Raw genomic sequence first — 16,674 nt, 5'->3', positions numbered from 1 at the left:
CGGGTATGAAACTCACGCCGGACATACCTGCCCCATCGGCCATTCTGGAGGCCGCGCTTTACGTCGACGATCTGGACGCGGCAGAACAGTTTTATGGTGAGGTTCTGGGGCTGGAGCGCATTCAGCGGATCAGCGACCGGCATGTGTTCTACCGCGTCGGCGGGTCCGTCCTGTTGCTGTTCAACCCGGATCAGACCGAGCAACCGCCCCTGAACCCGGACCTCCCCGTTCCGCCGCATGGCGCGCGGGGTCCGGGGCATGTCTGCCTTGTGCTGACCCGCGATGAAATCTCCGCCATGCGCAAGCACCTGTTGGACTGGAACGTCCCCATCGACGCCGAGTTCGATTGGCCCAGCGGTGCGCGATCCCTCTATATCCGCGACCCGGCGGGCAATTCGGTGGAGTTTGCCGAAGGTCACTTGTGGGGTTGAACCCAATTAACCAAGCGGCTGCTTCTGCCCACCTGTAATCGTGTAGAGTTCGCGAGAGGTCAGGCCAACCTCACCCAAGGCCGCGCGGAACACGGCCATATGCGGTGTCGCAAAATGTGCCTCTAACGCGGCCTGATCCTGCCATTCCTCGTAGACGCGGAAGCGGTTGGGGTGTCCCAGCACCTGACTGAATTCATAGACCAAACAGCCGGGCTCTTTCACGGTTTCTGCAACCATCGCCTGAGCGGCCTCGCGGGCCTGTTCAACCCCGGCCTCGTTCACTTCGACAATTCCTGTGACAACCAGCATTACGCTCCCTTCCTCAGATCATAACGTTTCGAGATTCGATTGACCGGGGTACCGTCGCGCAGCGGTACGCCGTACGCGACCGAGTAGTCCCGGAAACCCATTTTTTCGTAATACCTTAGGCCAAGAAGGTTATCCGCCCGGATCGTGGCATTGATCGCAGAAAACCCCAGCGCGCGGGCCGTCTTCTCCGTCTCGTCAAACAAGGTCCGGCCCGCGCCGCGCAGCACCGGGTTGCGGCGGGTGAAGGTTGCGATATCGGCGCATTCATCGGGCAACGCGTCATAGGTGCCCAACCACTGAAACCCGGCAACCCCGCCTTGGTCGTCCAAGGCAACATGGCAACAGATCTTATCAGCGCCATTCAGATAGCTTTGCGCGAACAATGCCTCTGAAAACGGGATTTCAAATGCGGTCGTACCACCCGCCGCGATGATGTGGTTGAGGATGCGGCAGGCCTCGGCCACATCCTCGGGCATCATCGGGCGGATGGCGATCATCGCTACAGGCTCAGCTTGTCGCGCATGAAGGCCAAGGCGACACTCAGACCGTCGGGTGCGATACCATGGCCCGTGCCCTTCATCACATGAGCATAGATTTCTTTGAAATCAGCAGCTTGCAGCGCTTCCGCGGCCTGGGGCAGTGATTGCGGTGGGACCACATCGTCGGCATCGCCATGGACCAGCAGGATTGGCATTCGACTGACGGTTTCGTCGGCCAGCAGTTCTGGCTCCAGCAAGCGGCCCGAAAACGCCACGATCCCGGCGACCGGGTCTTCGCGGCGGGGGGCGACGAGCAGGCTCATCATCGTGCCCTGGCTGAAGCCGAACAGAACGACCTGCTCGGGCAGCACATCTTCGTCGACCATCAGCGCGTCGAGGAAAGCGTTGAAATCCTCGACCGCCATTTCCATCCCACGACGCGCCTCTTCTTCGGACGAGCCATCGATCCAAGGGATCGGGAACCATTGAAAGCCGTTCGGCATTCCCGGGATCTGCTCGGGCGCGTCGGGGGCCACGAACAGCGTATCCGGCAGGTGTTCACCCAGCGGGTCGGCAAGGCCCAGCAGATCGGCCCCGTTGGCCCCATAGCCGTGCACGAACACGACGACCGAGCGTATATCGCCCGAAACCGGCTCTTTCCTGAGCGCGTTCAAAACCCGAGTCATCTGATCCCTTCTCTTTTCTTGGCCACCCGGTAATAGGCCCACAAAACCCGAGCCGCAACCGAGCGCCAGGGCGACCAGGCCTCGGCCATCAGACGAAGCTCTTTGTCGGTCGGGCGTTTGGGCAGATCGTAGAGAACGCGCGCGGCTTCCTGAAGGGCCAGATCGCCCGGCGCGATGACGTCCGCGCGCCCCAGTGAAAACATGGCGTATATCTCGGCGGTCCAAACGCCAATGCCCGGAACTTGCGTCAGCGTGGCAATGACATCTGCATCAGGGACGTCTCGTAACGCTTTGTAATCAATACGTGCCTCGGCCAGGGCACGGGCGTATCGGATTTTCTGACGGCTCAACCCAACGGCCCGCAAATCATCATCCGTGGCCCACATGATCTTGCGCGGTCCGGTCAGTTTTGCGTCCTGCATCCGCTTCCAAATCGCATTGGCCGAGGCCACGCTGACCTGCTGGCTGACAATTGCGCTGAGCAGTTGGGCAAAGCCGTCGGGCTTACGCCGCAGGGGCAAAGGACCGGTCTGCTCCATCGCATAAGCCATGCGCGGGCAGGCATTGGCCAACCACTCGGCCCCTTCCGTCACGCAGTCGGGGGTTTCAATGATGCGTCCTACGGCCATGGGATCTCTGCTTTGTGACACGCATCGCACGTTAGGGGCCACAGCCGCATATGCAAGCCGCTTGTGTGTCAGCGTTTTCACCGATACGCATTGGCGCATGACGATGACCACAGCCACCCCGGACGACTCGCAAGCCAAACGCAATGTTGCTGTTCTGGTCGCCGCGCAATCGATTCTGGGCGCGCAGATGCCGATGATTTTCATCGTTGGTGGCTTGGCCGGGCAATCGCTGGCCAGCAACCCCTGCCTCGCCACCTTGCCCATTTCGCTGATTGTTCTGGGCTCGATGCTGGCCGCCACACCAATCTCGGCCATCATGCAGCGTTGGGGCCGCCGCGCGGGCTTTCTGGTCGGCGCAACAGCCGGAGCGTTGGGCGGTCTGGTCGGGGCCTATGGCCTCTATCTCGGCTCGTTCCCGATCTTTCTGCTGGGAAGCCTGCTGACCGGCATCTACATGAGCGCGCACGGGTTCTACCGTTTTGCCGCAGCCGATACCGCCTCGGACGCGTTCCGGCCCAAGGCGATTTCCTATGTCATGGCGGGCGGTCTGGCCGCCGCAATCATCGGCCCGCAAATCGTCAAACTGACATCGCAGGCCTATGTCATTCCGTTTCTGGGCACATATATCGCGGTGATTGCCGTCAACGTCATCGGCTCGGCCCTGTTCTTCTTTCTGGACATCCCGACGCCGCCAAAACCCACCGCAGACGCACCTAAAGGCCGGTCGCGGCTGGAGTTGCTAAAGACCCCGCGCATCGCCGTTGCGATCATCTGCGCCATGGTCTCCTACGCGCTGATGAACCTTGTGATGACCTCGACCCCTCTGGCGGTCGTCGGCTGCGGGTTCTCGGCCAATGACGCGGCGGATGTGGTCACCAGCCATGTGCTGGCCATGTATGTCCCCAGCTTCTTCACCGGCCACCTGATCGCGCGGTTTGGCGTCGAAAAGATCGTGGCCCTTGGTCTTGCCATCCTTGCAGGCGCCGGATTCGTCGCCCTGCAAGGGGTCGAACTGGGCAATTTCTTTATCGCCCTGATCCTGTTGGGCATTGGCTGGAACTTTGGCTTTATCGGCGCAACCAGCATGCTCGCCGCCTCGCACGAGGTGCACGAACGAGGCCGGATGCAAGGCCTCAACGACCTGCTGGTGTTCGGGGGCGTGACGATTGCCTCGCTGGCCTCGGGCGGGTTGATGAACTGTTCCGGAGGTTCTCCGGTCGAAGGCTGGACGGCTGTCAACCTCGCCATGATCCCGCTGCTGACCCTGGCGGGCGGAGCGCTGCTGTGGCTGGTCCTCAGGCCAGCCGATCCGAAGACAGCCTGATCACCACCGACCCGTCGCAGCGGTCCACATCAGAGACAGCCGCCGCCGCGCCTCACCTTGCGTCAAAGCGCCCGCCGCAACGCGATCCGGGCGTGCGATCACCCGTTTCAAAATCCATTCGGCCTGCCACCCGACATAAAGCGCCGGACGGGCGTCTGCCGATACCGCATCGCGGTCAGATCGGGCCCGCGTCAATCGCACCAAAGCTGCCTCTGCCAGCGTCTTCACCCCATCGGGCGTGCCATCCAGTAAAGGAATACGCCCGCGCGCCTCAAGCTCGGGGATCGCGCGGAACCAGTTCGCAACGCCTACGCCATAGCCGAAATCACGCAGCACACCCTCATCCGCAGCCCCAAGAGCCTGTGCCGCGGCCACCAGCAGCGAACCTGAACTGTGATTGATATAGGCGTCAAAGTGGTCCTGATCCTCGAACGGGTCACGATAGATGTCCCACCGCCGCACCGCCACATATTCGTCCAGCATCCCGGCCAGATGGGGCGACAGGACACGGGACACTGGCGTCACAACCTCATGCCGCCGCACGGTCGGACCCTGCGCAATCTCCTGCAAGGCATCGCGCCACCATTGCAGGCGTATCTCGGCAATCATTGCCTCTTGCGTGACCCAGGGCGCGCGCGCGACCTCGACATTCAGCGCATAGATCGGAAACAGGACCGCCCGCGCCGGGACAGGAGCGGCCATTGCCGCCAGAAACCGATCAGGATCGGCTTTGTGCACCAAAGCGGCACAGGCTTTGACATCCTCGTCAAACGTCGCCGTCACTCTGCCGCCGCCTGCTGAGGGTCACAATCGCGCACCAGCTTCCACTGGATTGCGTCCAACAGCGCCTCGAAGGACGCGTCGACTATGTTCGCGCTGACCCCAACGGTGGACCACCGTCGCCCCTGCCCGTCTTCGCTGTCAATGATGACGCGCGTGACGGCCTCGGTCCCGCCCTGGGTGATCCGCACTTTGAAGTCGACCAGCCGCATATCCGCCAGCACCTGAGAATATTGCCCCAGATCCTTGGCCAGCGCCTTGGCCAGCGCGTTCACTGGCCCGCGGTCACTGCCTTGCTCGTCCAGAGACTCACTGACCGACAGTTTCTTTTCACCATCGACCTTCACCACAACCACGGCCTCGGACAGGCTGACCATGTTGTTGTACTTGTTCTTGCGCCGCTCAACCGTGACCTTGTAGCGCTTGACCTCGAAGAACTCGCGCAACTGCCCCAGCTCATCCCGCGCCAGCAGTTCGAAACTGGCCTGCGCGGTGTCATAGGAATAACCCTCGGCCTCGCGCTGTTTGATCCGCTCAAGAATGCGCCCCAATGCCGGGTCGCCTTTTTCCACGGTCAGACCGGCCTCGGTCAGGCGCTTGCGCAGGTTCGACTGCCCCGCCTGGTTCGACATCGGGATGATCCGCGCATTGCCCACCGTCGCCGGATCGACATGTTCATAGGTCGAGGGATCCTTGAGAATCGCGCTGGCATGCAACCCGGCCTTATGCGCAAAAGCCGAGGCCCCCACATAGGCCGACTGCTTGCTGGGCACCCGGTTCAGGATGTCGTCCAGCATCCTGCTGATCCGCGTCAAACCGGTCAGAGCATCAAGGCTGACGCCAGTCTCGAATTGCGAAGCGTAAGGTTCTTTCAGCAACAAAGTCGGGATCAGGGCCGTCAGGTTCGCGTTGCCACAGCGTTCGCCCAACCCGTTCAGCGTGCCCTGAATCTGCCGTGCACCTGCATCTACGGCGGCCAGCGAACAGGCCACCGCATTCTCGGTATCGTTATGGGTGTGAATGCCCAACCGATCCCCCGGCAGCCCGGCATTGATCAGGTCCGCAACGATGCGGCCAACCTCGGCAGGCAGAGCACCACCGTTGGTATCACACAGCACAACCCAGCGCGCGCCAGCCTCCAGCGCAGCGCGGCAGACCTCGATCGCGTAGCCGGGGTTGTCCTTGTACCCATCAAAGAAATGCTCGGCATCGAACAGCGCCTCGCGCCCTTGTGCGACCAGATGCGCAACCGAAGCGTGGACGTTCTCGACATTCTCCTCCAGCGAAATCCCAAGCGCATGGGTCACGTGGTAATCATGCGACTTGCCGACCAGACAGACCGCCTGCGTGCCCGCATTCATCACCGCCGCCAGCACGTCGTCGTTCTCGGCCGACCGACCCGAGCGCTTGGTCATCCCAAACGCCGTCAACCGGGCCGAGGTCTTTGGTGCGACCTCAAAAAACGCGCTGTCGGTCGGGTTCGCGCCGGGCCAGCCGCCTTCGATATAATCGACCCCCAACTCATCCAGCGCCTGCGCGATTTGCACCTTCTCAGCAGTCGAGAACTGCACCCCCTGCGTCTGCTGCCCGTCGCGCAGGGTCGTGTCGTAGAGGTAAAGGCGTTCCTTGGTCATTATTCTGGCTCTTTGGCTTGTTCGGGCGGTGCCCGACCGAGGGTGGATGCGAAGCGCCCGCCCATGGGGGCGGTCGGGCGGTACGCTTTGTTAGATGCTCTCCAGTTTCGATGGATCAAATTCCGAACCGGGAACCAACTCAACGGCTTCTTTGCTCATGCGCACCTCAAGACCAGCGGCGATGAATAGGGATTTCAACCGGTCAACCTCGGCAAAATCCTTGCTGGCCATGGCCGCCACGCGCGCCGAGGCGAGCAGTTCTTCATAGGTCGAAAAATCCATCGCCTCCGAAGTTGCCCACGCGCCCAGATCGACCGTCAACAGACCAAGCAACTGCGCACTCGCCAGCAAGGCCGGCGCGTCGCCTTCCGATGCCAAACGATGCAACTCGGTGATGGCACCCGCTGTATTCAGATCATCCGCAAGTGCCGCGATCACCGAGGGTGCCGCGCTGGCGGCGGGCTCGATGCCCGCTGTCAGCGCCCGCCACTTGCGCAACGTTGCTTCGGCCTCACGCGCTTTCTTCTCAGTCCAGTCCATCGGCTTGCGGTAATGGGTCTGCAAGAATACAAACCGGATCACCTCACCCGGCACACCCTGTTCCAACAGGTCATGCACCGTGAAGAAATTACCCAGCGACTTGGACATTTTCTTACCTTCGACCTGCAGCATCTCATTATGCATCCAGACCCGAGCGAACTCACCATCGGGATGCGCGCAGCAACTCTGCGCGATCTCGTTTTCATGGTGCGGAAACATCAGGTCGTTGCCGCCGCCGTGGATGTCAAAACTCTCCCCCAGCAGCTCATAGCTCATGGCCGAGCATTCGATATGCCAGCCCGGACGACCCCGGCCCCAGGGCGACTCCCACCCCGGCAGTTCATCAGTCGAGGGCTTCCACAGCACGAAATCCATCGGATTTTTCTTATACGGCGCAACCTCGACCCGTGCGCCCGCGATCATGTCATCGACCGACCGACCCGACAGCTTGCCGTAGCCTTCCTTCCACGAGTCCACCGCGAACAGCACATGACCTTCGGCCGCATAGGCGTGGCCCTTGGCGATCAGGTCTTCGATCATCTCGATCATCTGAGGGATAAACTCAGTTGCGCGTGGCATCTGGTTCGGTTCCAGCGTCCCAAGCGCGCCCATATCATGCAGATACCACCCGATGGTCTCATCCGAGCGTTCGTGGACCAACTGCTCCAGAGACCCTTCGGCCCCGGCCTGTTTGCGCTTCAGCGCGGTCACGTTGATCTTGTCATCTACGTCGGTGAAATTGCGCACGTAAGTCACATGATCCGCGCCATAGACATGCCGCAACACCCGATACAGCGTGTCGAACACCACCACCGGCCGCGCGTTGCCCAGATGGGCCCGGTCATAGACGGTAGGTCCACAGACATACATCCGCACGTTTTCGGCATCGATCGGAACGAAATCTTCCTTCGTCCGCGTCCGCGTGTTGTGCAGCTTGATTGTCGTCATCGAAAGGGCTCCTAAAGCTTGCGCGTTGGCGCGGGCTTAGCAACTTGTCTCAGAGATGAAAACGAAAGAAACCGGCCCGCTTGATAAATCAGCAGGTAATGCAGCAGATAATGATGCAGCTCATCCGGTTCATGGCACTTGGCATAACACGCGTCACGCGCCAAGCCAAGGCTTGAGTTTGCGGACCTTCCCCGGCACTCTGCGACCATGAGCCGGGATTTCGTCAACTCCGTATGCCGCGACCTGCCGGGGACCGAATGGTCGGACCCCTGGGGTGGCGGCCACGACGCCTGGAAGGTGGGCGGCAAGATGTTTGCCTGCATCGGCACCGCAAATGACGGTGTCTCGGTCAAGACACCGGACATCGAAACCGCCCAGATGCTGATCGACGCAGGCGTGGGCGTCAAAGCCCCTTATTTTCACCGCAGTTGGGTGCGCCTGCCCTTTGATGCGGATGAGGAAGAGATGCGGCATCGGCTGGCCGCTTCGTACGATCTGGTGCGCGCATCGCTCACCAAGAAACTTCAGGCAACCCTGCCCGCGCGAAGCTGATTGACATTCGCTGGCGGCTCTGCCCCATTCAGCGTCAAGACAAACAGGGGCATTGCATGAAACTGTCAAATCGCATCACGCATCTTACCGGCGGCGGCAGCGACGGGTGGGACGTGTTCTACCGCGCGCGTCGCATGATCAGCGAGGGTCACGCCGTAACCGAACTGACGATTGGTGAGCATGACATCCGCACCGATGCCTCGATCCTGCAAGCCATGGATCTTTCGGCGCGGTCTGGCCATACCGGCTATGCTATGGTGCCGGGTACGGATCTACTGCGCGACACGGTGGCAGCACGGGTTCAGATGCGGACCGGCGTGCCCACGTCTCGCAACAACGTGCTGATCACCCCCGGCGGACAAGCCGCCCTGTTCGCGGCGCATACTGCAGTCTGTGATCCGGGGGATGTGGGTCTTTACCTTGATCCCTACTACGCGACCTACCCCGGCACGATCCGCGGTGCCGGAGCCGTTGCGCGCGCCGTTCAAACGTCGGCCGACAATGCCTTTCAGCCCCGCGCTGAAGATATTGATGCGGTCGCGGATGGGGCCGTTTCCTTGCTGATCAACTCACCTAACAATCCCACTGGCGTTGTCTATTCCCGCGAAACGATTGAAAACATTTCCGAATTATGCACCCGCCGCGACCTGTGGCTGATCTCGGACGAGGTCTATGACACGCAGGTTTGGGAAGGTGAGCACATTTCGCCCCGCGCCCTGCCCGGCATGGTCGAGCGGACGCTGGTCGTTGGCTCGATGTCGAAATCTCATGCCATGACCGGCTCGCGCTGTGGCTGGATCGTGGGCCCGGAACAGGTGATTTCACATCTGATCAATCTGGCAACACATACCACTTACGGGGTGCCCGGTTTCGTTCAGGACGCCGCCAGTTTTGCCCTGAATGCGGGAACCGAGTTAGAGGCCGAAATCGCCGCCCCTTTCCGCCGTCGCCGAGCGCTCGCCAAAGAGATTTTGGCCCGGCAGCAAACAGTGGGCCTCGTCCCTGCACAAGGCGCGATGTACCTGATGCTGGACGTGCGCGCGACCGGGCTGAGCGGCGAAGAGTTTGCGAATGCCCTGCTGGATCAACACGCGATTGCCGTGATGCCGGGTGAAAGCTTTGGACGCGCTGCTGCTGGTCACATTCGTGTTGCCATGACGGTGGATGATGATCGGTTTGCTTCGGCCTTGCAGATCCTATGTGAGTGTGCGGCCAATCTGGCGGATCAACGGGCGGCAGAGTAACCGGCCTAGAACCGGAAAGTTGTGCGCAGATTGAAAACGTTCGACCCAAGACCCCCTTCGGACCGGGTCACATCGTCAAAGTTCTGGCGCAATGCCTCACCGCTGATGATAAAATTCTCGCCAATCGGATAGGCTACGCCAATCCCATAGACAGCTGCCGTATCGCTGTCGGCTGAGGTCTCTGCGCGGGCGGCGCCGACAACAACATATCCCAACGCACCACCAAAATCGTATCCACCGCGCAGCTTGACGCTGGTCATGCTGTCCAGACTGCCCTGATCCTGACTCAGGTTCAGTGACAAACGGTTATATTCCAGTTCGCCGCCCAATACGAAATTGCCAAAATCCTGATCGTACCCGATATGCGCCCCAAAGACGGTGTTGTCGCCGCTGGACCCAGCCGGGCCATCCGCCTCGGCGTATCCGAAACTGAAACCGGCATAGGCCCCTGTCCAGTCCTGCGCAAAGGCGGGACCGACGCTGGCGATTGTCATCCAGACAATCAGGGCCGAAAGCGATTTCATCTCCGTCATCAGGACACGCTCAATCCAAAATAAGCGGCAACAGGCTTAACATAACAGGTGGTCTACAGGGACCAGAATTCAATTCACTTCACGAGTTATTCAGCAATAAGTTAATAAACTATAACAGATTTCTTCCCTAACGGGAGAAAATCTGACTCTGACACCTATCTCGCGAGGCCCGCTTCGAAACCTGCCGGTTTTTTACCACCGCGTCGCAAACGGGACAGATCGCGTCGCCCTTCGCTGCAACTATTGCGATCACGAATAGCGAGGTTCCATGCCGAACGAAATTTGGAAAATACGTCTGATCAGCCGCACCATCGGTGCGGACCGCGGGCGTGCGGCGCGCGGGCGTCCGCAGCTGTCTTGATCCTATACACTCAAGACTGATTCCAAAGACCGGACCCCTGACATGAATGACCAACCCCGTAACACCTCTCGCAGCGGTGGGCGCTCTGCGCGCCGCGCAGCCCGTGCCTCGGCGCTGCCCGAGCATCTGCGCCCGATCCGCCCCGGCATGGAGGGTGGAACATACAAGCCTCTGACCCAGGCGCAGATCGAGAAAATTCACAACGCCGCGCTGCAAGCCCTTGAAACCATTGGCCTTGCCGACGCCCCGCAAAGCGGGATCGACTATCTGGTTGGTGCAGGATGTACGCTGGGCGATGATGGGCGCATCCGGTTTCCCCGCGCGTTGGTCGAAGATACGATCGCCAAGGCAAACCGGTCGATCACCCTATACAGCCGCGACGGGCGGCACGATCTGGATCTGACCGGGACCAAGGTCCACTATGGCACCGCCGGGGCCGCTGTCAGCATGGTTGACGTCCATGGCCGCGAATACCGCGATTCAACCGTGCAGGATCTGCATGACGCGGCGCGGATTTGCCAGCAGCTCGACAACATCCACTTTGTCCAGCGTCCGATGGTGTGCCGTGACATTCTCGACAACATGGAAATGGACTACAACACGGTTTATGCTGCCTGTTCAGGGACTTACAAGCATATCGGCACCTCGTTTACCGAGCCGTCGCACGTGGCCCCGGCCATGGAGATGCTGCACATGATTGCAGGTGGCGAGGACAAGTGGCGCGAGCGGCCGTTCGTATCGAACTCGAACTGTTTCGTGGTGCCGCCGATGAAGTTCGCCACCGAAAGCTGCGAAGTGATGGAAGAATGCATCAAGGCCGGAATGCCGGTTTTGTTGCTGTCCGCAGGCATGGCCGGGGCCACCGCGCCTTCGACCATCGCCGGCGCCATCACTCAGGCAACGGCAGAATGTCTCGCCGGTTTGGTTTATGTAAATGCCGTAAAGCCAGGCGCACCCGCGATTTTTGGCACCTGGCCTTTCGGTCTGGACCTGCGGACCGGTGCCATGTCCATCGGGTCCGGAGAGCAGGCATTGCTAAGCGCAGGCTGCGCCCAGATGCATCAGTTCTACGACCTGCCGGGCGGCGCTGCTGCGGGTGCCTCGGATTCGAAAATGCCCGACATGCAGGCCGGGTGGGAGCAGATGTGCTCGAACGTCATGGCCGGATTGTCCGGGTTGAACATGGTGTATGAATCCGCCGGTATGCACGCCTCGCTGCTGGGTTTCTGTTTCGAAAGCCTTATCCTCAGCGACGATCTGATCGGACAGGCGCAGCGCTGTGTTCGCGGGATCGAAGTCAATGACGAAACGCTCGCTCTGGACCAGATTGCTCAGGTCTGCATGGGCGGCCCCGGGCATTATCTTGGAACCGACGCCACGCTCAGCCGGATGCAGGTCGATTACGTCTACCCCACCTTCGGGGATCGGACGTCGCCGAAAGAATGGGCCGAACTGGGCAAGCCGGATTTGCTGGACAAGGCCACCGCGCGGAAGGAAGAAATCCTCGGGATGCCTTCGCCTGCCCGCTTTGATCCGCTTCTGGATGCGGAACTGCGCAACAAGTTCAACATTCACTTGCCCGCGTAACATATTGAAAACAGGCGGTCCGATGGGGATCGGACCGCCTTTTGTCATGCCGGATTACCCGTTGTTGGGCAGCAGTCCGGCCTCTTGCGCAATTGCGACTTCGTCCTGATCCAACGCGCCGTCGCCGTTGGCATCCATGGCCGAGAAGGTATCGGCGTCCACCTCGGGCACGACGGCCTGCACTTCGTCGATGGTCAGCACGCCATCCCCGTTCGTGTCCGCCGCCGATTGCGCCAATGCCAGCGCGGGCAGCCCGAGTGCGATTGCCGAAATAACGGCCAAATTTTGCGGTTTCATGTTAGTGCCTCCTGAGTGAGTTTTTCGTGTTTGCGTCCGGACAGGTCTTACAAACACCTTCAACCTGGTTCTGGTCACCCCATTGACCTGAACTGCGGGATTTCGCGCCATTCTTTGCGACTTTCCCCGAGTCGGGTCCGCAATCCCTTGCTGGACGAAACGCGCAACCCGCCCGTCGGCGATTCTTGCCCGACAAAATGCAGCCGATCCGGCAAGGGCTTGCTGATAAGGGGCGACTCGGCGCAACAAAAAAGAAAGGGGGCCGAAGCCCCCTGTCAGTTTCGCCTTCCAGGCTCATTTCGTTGACCGCCCGGTATTTTTTGCCTGCGGCCTGGACTGCGCATGGGGCGAGCGCACCCGCCCCGTGAAAGAGTGGGAGGGAGCAAATATTCCGCCCCACCCTGTTTGCGGCCAACACGGGCATGTCGGCCAAGTGGAGAAAGGTCTTCGGTAAGTCTTGCGACCATTCTCCGTATTCGTCGGGGTCGGTACCTGTGGCAGTTATCCGACCCCTGCGCCCCGGGGTGCCGGGGCGCTGAACTCAGCTACACCCGCTAGTTGCGCCGCAGGTGTTGCACTTCATGCAGGTGCCGTTTCGCACCAGCGTGTAGTTTCCGCATTCGCCGCACGGGTCTCCCTCGTACCCTTGCATCTTGGCTTTGGTGCGAGCATCCATGCCGGTTGCCACGGCTGTTTCCGCGACCGGGGTATCGAAGGCCGCTGCAGTTTCCGCCATGCCGTTCAGTTCGGCCTGACCCGCGTTGAACACCGCCAGATCCTGCGGCAAACGCTTGCGCAGATAACCGGTCGAACTGATTTGCTTCAGCACTTCCAGAGACTTGGACGCCGCGCTGTCGCTGACTTCCGAGACGTTCGAGACGCCTTCTTCCTCACCGCGACCCAGATCGTCAAAGCTGGCGCCTTCGGGTTTCACATGGGCCAAATCGGTGCGGTCCAGATAGGACACGGCCAATTCACGGAAGATGTAATCCAGGATCGACGTCGCGTTCTTGATCGAGTCGTTGCCTTGCACCATCCCCGCCGGTTCGAACTTGGTGAAGGTGAAGGCGTCGACGAATTCCTCCAGCGGCACGCCGTATTGCAGGCCAACCGACACGGCGATGGCAAAGTTGTTCATCATCGCCCGGAAGCCAGCGCCTTCCTTGTGCATATCGATGAAAATCTCGCCCAACTTGCCGTCTTCGAACTCACCCGTGCGCAGATAGACCTTGTGGCCACCCACGATCGCCTTCTGGGTATAACCCTTGCGGCGATGGGGCAGTTTCTCGCGATGGCTGCGGATCATTTCCTTGACCACAACCTTCTCGATCACCTTCTCGGCCAGAACAACGGCTTTTTCCTGCGTCGAACCGCTTTCCAGCACTTCCGCCGCCTCGTCGTCATCCTCGACCAGCGCCGCCGCCAGAGGCTGCGACAGTTTCGAGCCGTCACGGTAGAGCGCGTTGGCCTTCACACCCAGCGACCACGACAGTTCATATGCCTTCTGGCAATCCTCGATGGTCGCGTCATTCGGCATGTTGATCGTTTTCGAGATCGCACCCGAGATGAAGCTTTGCGCCGCCGCCATCATGGTGATGTGGCTGTCAACCCCAAGGAAACGCTTGCCTTTCTTGCCGCACGGGTTGGCGCAGTCGAAGATCGAATAGTGCTCTTCCTTCAGATGCGGCGCGCCTTCCAGCGTCATGGTTCCGCAGACGTGATCGTTGGCTGCGTCGATATCCGCGCGGGTAAAGCCCAGATGGCGCAGCAAGTCGAAAGTCGGGTCGTTCAGCTTGGTCGCCGGGATGCCCAGAACGCCGGTGCAGAAATCCTCGCCCAGTGTCCACTGGTTGAAGACGAACCGGATATCAAAGGCGCTTTCCAGCGCGGCATCCACCTTGGCCAGTTCATTGGGGCCAAAGCCATGACCGGTCAGCGAAGTATGGTTAATGCCCGGCGCGTTACCGATGGTGCCGTGGCCGACCGCATAGCCTACGATCTCTTCGATCTGAGATGAGGAATAGCCCAGCTTTTCCAGCGCCGACGGCACCGAGCGGTTGATGATCTTGAAGTAACCGCCGCCCGCGAGCTTCTTGAATTTGACCAGCGCAAAGTCCGGCTCGATCCCGGTGGTGTCGCAATCCATCACCAGACCGATGGTCCCGGTCGGCGCGATCACAGTGGCCTGCGCGTTGCGATAGCCGTTCTTCTCACCAAGGCTCAGCGCCTCGTCCCAGGCGGACATGGCCAGATCGACCAGACGTTTATCGGGGCAGTTGCCGTGGTCCAGAGGCACCGGCTTGACCGCCAGTTTCTCATAGCCATCCGTCACACCCTGCGACGCACGGCGGTGGTTACGGATGACGCGCAGCATGTGATCAGCGTTGCGCTCATAGCCCTTGAACGGACCCAGTTCGCCTGCAATCTCGGCCGAGGTCGCGTAGGCCACGCCGGTCATGATCGCGGTCAGCGCACCACAGATCGCCCGGCCTTCGTCCGAGTCATAGCTGTAGCCCATGTTCATCAGCAAACCGCCGATATTGGCGTAACCCAGGCCCAGTGTGCGGAAGTCATAAGACAGTTGCGCGATTTCCTTCGACGGGAACTGCGCCATGGTTACCGAGATTTCCAGCGTCAGGGTCCACAGACGCGAGGCGTGCATATAATCCTCCGCCTGGAACTCACCGTCTTTCAGGAAGGTCAGCAGGTTCATCGAGGCCAGGTTACAAGCCGTGTCATCCAGGAACATATATTCCGAACACGGGTTCGAGCCGCGAATCTCACCATCTTCGGGGCAAGTGTGCCACTCGTTAACGGTGTCGTGGAACTGGATGCCCGGATCAGCACAGGCCCATGCGGCGTGGCCGACCTTTTCCCACAGATCACGCGCTTTCACGGTTCGGGCGACCTTGCCGTCGGTGCGGTTGATCAACTCCCAATCGGCGTCTTTTTCAACGGCGGTCAGGAACGCGTTGGTCACGCGGATCGAGTTGTTCGAGTTCTGGCCCGAGACCGAGCTATAGGCTTCGGAATCCCAGTCGGTGTCGTAGGTCGGGAACTCGATACTGTCGTGGCCCTGCTTGGCGTAATCCAGCACGCGCTTGATATAAGTCTCGGGGATCGCGACCTTTTTAGCCTCACGCACCGCCTTTTTCAGGGCGTCGTTTGCGTTCGGATCATAGGCGTCATCGGCAGCCCCGTCCCAGGACCGGATGGCCTCGAAAATGCCGTTCAGCATCTTCTCGTGCATCTTCGATCCGGCAACGATCGAGGCCACTTTCTGCTCTTCGATCACCTTCCATTCGATAAACTGCTCGATATCCGGGTGATCCGCATCGACGATCACCATCTTCGCTGCCCGACGGGTTGTCCCGCCTGATTTGATCGCACCCGCAGCGCGGTCGCCGATCTTGAGGAAGCCCATCAAGCCCGAGGATTTGCCGCCACCCGACAGCGCCTCGCCTTCGGCCCGCAGATGGCTGAAGTTGGTGCCGGTGCCCGAGCCGTATTTAAACAAGCGCGCTTCACGCACCCACAGATCCATGATGCCGCCTTCGTTCACCAGATCATCATCGACGGACTGGATGAAGCAGGCATGCGGCTGCGGGTGTTCATAAGCGGATTTCGATTTGGTCAGCTTGCCGGTTTTGTAATCGACATAATGGTGCCCCTGCGCCGGGCCATCGATGCCATAGGCCCAGTGCAGACCGGTGTTGAACCACTGCGGCGAGTTCGGCGCGGCACGCTGGGTCGCCAGCATATAGCGCATCTCGTCGAAATACGCGCGCGCATCCTCTTCATCCGAGAAATAGCCGCCCTTCCAGCCCCAATAGGCCCACGCGCCTGCCAGACGGTCGAACACTTGCTTCGAGGACGTCTCACCATCAAATTCAGCGCCATCGGCAGGAACCGAGCGCCACAGGAATTCGGGGACGTCTTTCTCTTTTACTTTCTTCAGCTTGGACGGAACACCGGCCTTGCGGAAGTATTTCTGCGCAAGGACGTCGCTGGCCACCTGGCTCCAGCTTGACGGAACTTCGATGTTGTCCAACCGAAAAACGATGGTTCCGTCGGGGTTCCGGATCTCTGATGTTGCAGACACGAAATCAAGATCTGCGTATGCGTCCTGCCCCGGTTTGGTGAATTTTCTTTCAATTTTCATGTCCGCTGCCTTCGAATTAATGACCGTCTACCCAGCGTCAGACCCATGAAATACCGGGCCCACCACCATGCCGAACCTGACAGACGCAGAAGATCAGGCGTTGCCCGTGGCAACACATAACCGTCTTAGCGGTTGCACATTTCTTTGGTGTGCGTTCCGTCCCTCGCCCGCGCCGTCC

15 protein-coding genes are annotated in these 16,674 nt (G+C 60.3%); 5 read left to right on the top strand and 10 right to left on the bottom strand.

Annotated elements, in window-relative coordinates:
* The first annotated feature begins 5 nt into the window (after nucleotides 1-5).
* Entirely contained in the window at nucleotides 6-431 is a 426-nt protein-coding gene (locus ACR0MO_RS02860; RefSeq protein WP_170518774.1) for a VOC family protein, read from the top strand.
* A 6-nt stretch (nucleotides 432-437) separates the two neighbouring features.
* Here the strand turns inward: ACR0MO_RS02860 and ACR0MO_RS02855 are convergent, their stop codons facing one another.
* From ACR0MO_RS02855 to ACR0MO_RS02840, 4 genes are read right to left on the bottom strand one after another with little or no spacing between them, the layout of a single operon-like run.
* The gene (locus ACR0MO_RS02855) at nucleotides 438-740 is read right to left on the bottom strand and encodes a putative quinol monooxygenase (protein WP_170518777.1); all 303 of its coding nucleotides are present in this window, start codon (nucleotides 738-740) and stop codon (nucleotides 438-440) included.
* Nucleotides 740-1,237: a GNAT family N-acetyltransferase gene (locus tag ACR0MO_RS02850; RefSeq protein ID WP_170518780.1), complete on the bottom strand. Its 498-nt coding sequence runs from the start codon at nucleotides 1,235-1,237 to the stop codon at nucleotides 740-742. Before ACR0MO_RS02850 ends, ACR0MO_RS02855 begins: the two co-directional genes overlap by 1 nt.
* 2 nt (nucleotides 1,238-1,239) lie before the next feature.
* On the bottom strand, nucleotides 1,240-1,905 hold the full coding sequence (locus ACR0MO_RS02845) for an alpha/beta hydrolase (RefSeq protein ID WP_480889608.1): 666 nt from the start codon (nucleotides 1,903-1,905) through the stop codon (nucleotides 1,240-1,242).
* Nucleotides 1,902-2,534 (bottom strand): DNA-3-methyladenine glycosylase 2 family protein, encoded by a 633-nt coding sequence (locus ACR0MO_RS02840; protein ID WP_170621849.1) that lies wholly within the window; start codon nucleotides 2,532-2,534, stop codon nucleotides 1,902-1,904. Before ACR0MO_RS02840 ends, ACR0MO_RS02845 begins: the two co-directional genes overlap by 4 nt.
* A gap of 97 nt (nucleotides 2,535-2,631) precedes the next feature.
* On the opposite strand from ACR0MO_RS02840, the gene ACR0MO_RS02835 reads away from it, so the two are divergent.
* The gene (locus tag ACR0MO_RS02835) at nucleotides 2,632-3,858 is read left to right on the top strand and encodes an MFS transporter (protein ID WP_480890874.1); all 1,227 of its coding nucleotides are present in this window, start codon (nucleotides 2,632-2,634) and stop codon (nucleotides 3,856-3,858) included.
* Here the strand turns inward: ACR0MO_RS02835 and ACR0MO_RS02830 are convergent, their stop codons facing one another.
* From ACR0MO_RS02830 to cysS, 3 genes are all read right to left on the bottom strand, one after another.
* Nucleotides 3,859-4,641 carry a squalene/phytoene synthase family protein gene (locus tag ACR0MO_RS02830; RefSeq protein ID WP_480889604.1) on the bottom strand — a complete coding sequence of 261 codons (783 nt, stop codon included), beginning with the start codon at nucleotides 4,639-4,641 and terminating at the stop codon, nucleotides 3,859-3,861.
* Nucleotides 4,638-6,272, bottom strand: coding sequence for a citramalate synthase (gene cimA, locus ACR0MO_RS02825; protein ID WP_480889602.1), 1,635 nt, complete (start codon nucleotides 6,270-6,272; stop codon nucleotides 4,638-4,640). The genes ACR0MO_RS02830 and cimA overlap by 4 nt, the downstream gene beginning before the upstream one ends.
* 90 nt (nucleotides 6,273-6,362) lie before the next feature.
* Nucleotides 6,363-7,760: a cysteine--tRNA ligase gene (gene cysS, locus ACR0MO_RS02820; protein WP_480889599.1), complete on the bottom strand. Its 1,398-nt coding sequence runs from the start codon at nucleotides 7,758-7,760 to the stop codon at nucleotides 6,363-6,365.
* 207 nt (nucleotides 7,761-7,967) lie between these two features.
* Here cysS and ACR0MO_RS02815 point away from each other — a divergent pair, with 207 nt between their 5' ends.
* Together ACR0MO_RS02815 and ACR0MO_RS02810 are read left to right on the top strand one after the other, a co-directional pair.
* A complete protein-coding gene (locus tag ACR0MO_RS02815; RefSeq protein ID WP_480889596.1) occupies nucleotides 7,968-8,312 on the top strand; it encodes an MmcQ/YjbR family DNA-binding protein in 345 nt (114 codons plus the stop codon).
* Between the two features lie 56 nt (nucleotides 8,313-8,368).
* Entirely contained in the window at nucleotides 8,369-9,556 is a 1,188-nt protein-coding gene (locus tag ACR0MO_RS02810; protein WP_480889594.1) for a pyridoxal phosphate-dependent aminotransferase, read from the top strand.
* A 5-nt stretch (nucleotides 9,557-9,561) separates the two neighbouring features.
* Here the strand turns inward: ACR0MO_RS02810 and ACR0MO_RS02805 are convergent, their stop codons facing one another.
* The gene (locus ACR0MO_RS02805; RefSeq protein ID WP_480581036.1) at nucleotides 9,562-10,089 is read right to left on the bottom strand and encodes an outer membrane protein; all 528 of its coding nucleotides are present in this window, start codon (nucleotides 10,087-10,089) and stop codon (nucleotides 9,562-9,564) included.
* Between the two features lie 403 nt (nucleotides 10,090-10,492).
* Here ACR0MO_RS02805 and ACR0MO_RS02800 point away from each other — a divergent pair, with 403 nt between their 5' ends.
* Nucleotides 10,493-12,037 carry a trimethylamine methyltransferase family protein gene (locus tag ACR0MO_RS02800; RefSeq protein WP_480889590.1) on the top strand — a complete coding sequence of 515 codons (1,545 nt, stop codon included), beginning with the start codon at nucleotides 10,493-10,495 and terminating at the stop codon, nucleotides 12,035-12,037.
* A 54-nt stretch (nucleotides 12,038-12,091) separates the two neighbouring features.
* Here ACR0MO_RS02800 and ACR0MO_RS02795 read toward each other — a convergent pair whose 3' ends face one another.
* Both ACR0MO_RS02795 and ACR0MO_RS02790 read right to left on the bottom strand, forming a co-directional pair.
* Nucleotides 12,092-12,334 carry an EF-hand domain-containing protein gene (locus ACR0MO_RS02795; RefSeq protein ID WP_170450391.1) on the bottom strand — a complete coding sequence of 81 codons (243 nt, stop codon included), beginning with the start codon at nucleotides 12,332-12,334 and terminating at the stop codon, nucleotides 12,092-12,094.
* Between the two features lie 541 nt (nucleotides 12,335-12,875).
* Nucleotides 12,876-16,496 (bottom strand): vitamin B12-dependent ribonucleotide reductase, encoded by a 3,621-nt coding sequence (locus ACR0MO_RS02790; protein WP_480889587.1) that lies wholly within the window; start codon nucleotides 16,494-16,496, stop codon nucleotides 12,876-12,878.
* Nucleotides 16,497-16,674 lie beyond the last annotated feature (178 nt).

The organism is Ruegeria sp. K5 (genome assembly GCF_056531805.1).
The sequence above is the reverse complement of the archived record's forward strand: the minus strand, read 5'-3'. Positions and strand labels throughout refer to the sequence as shown.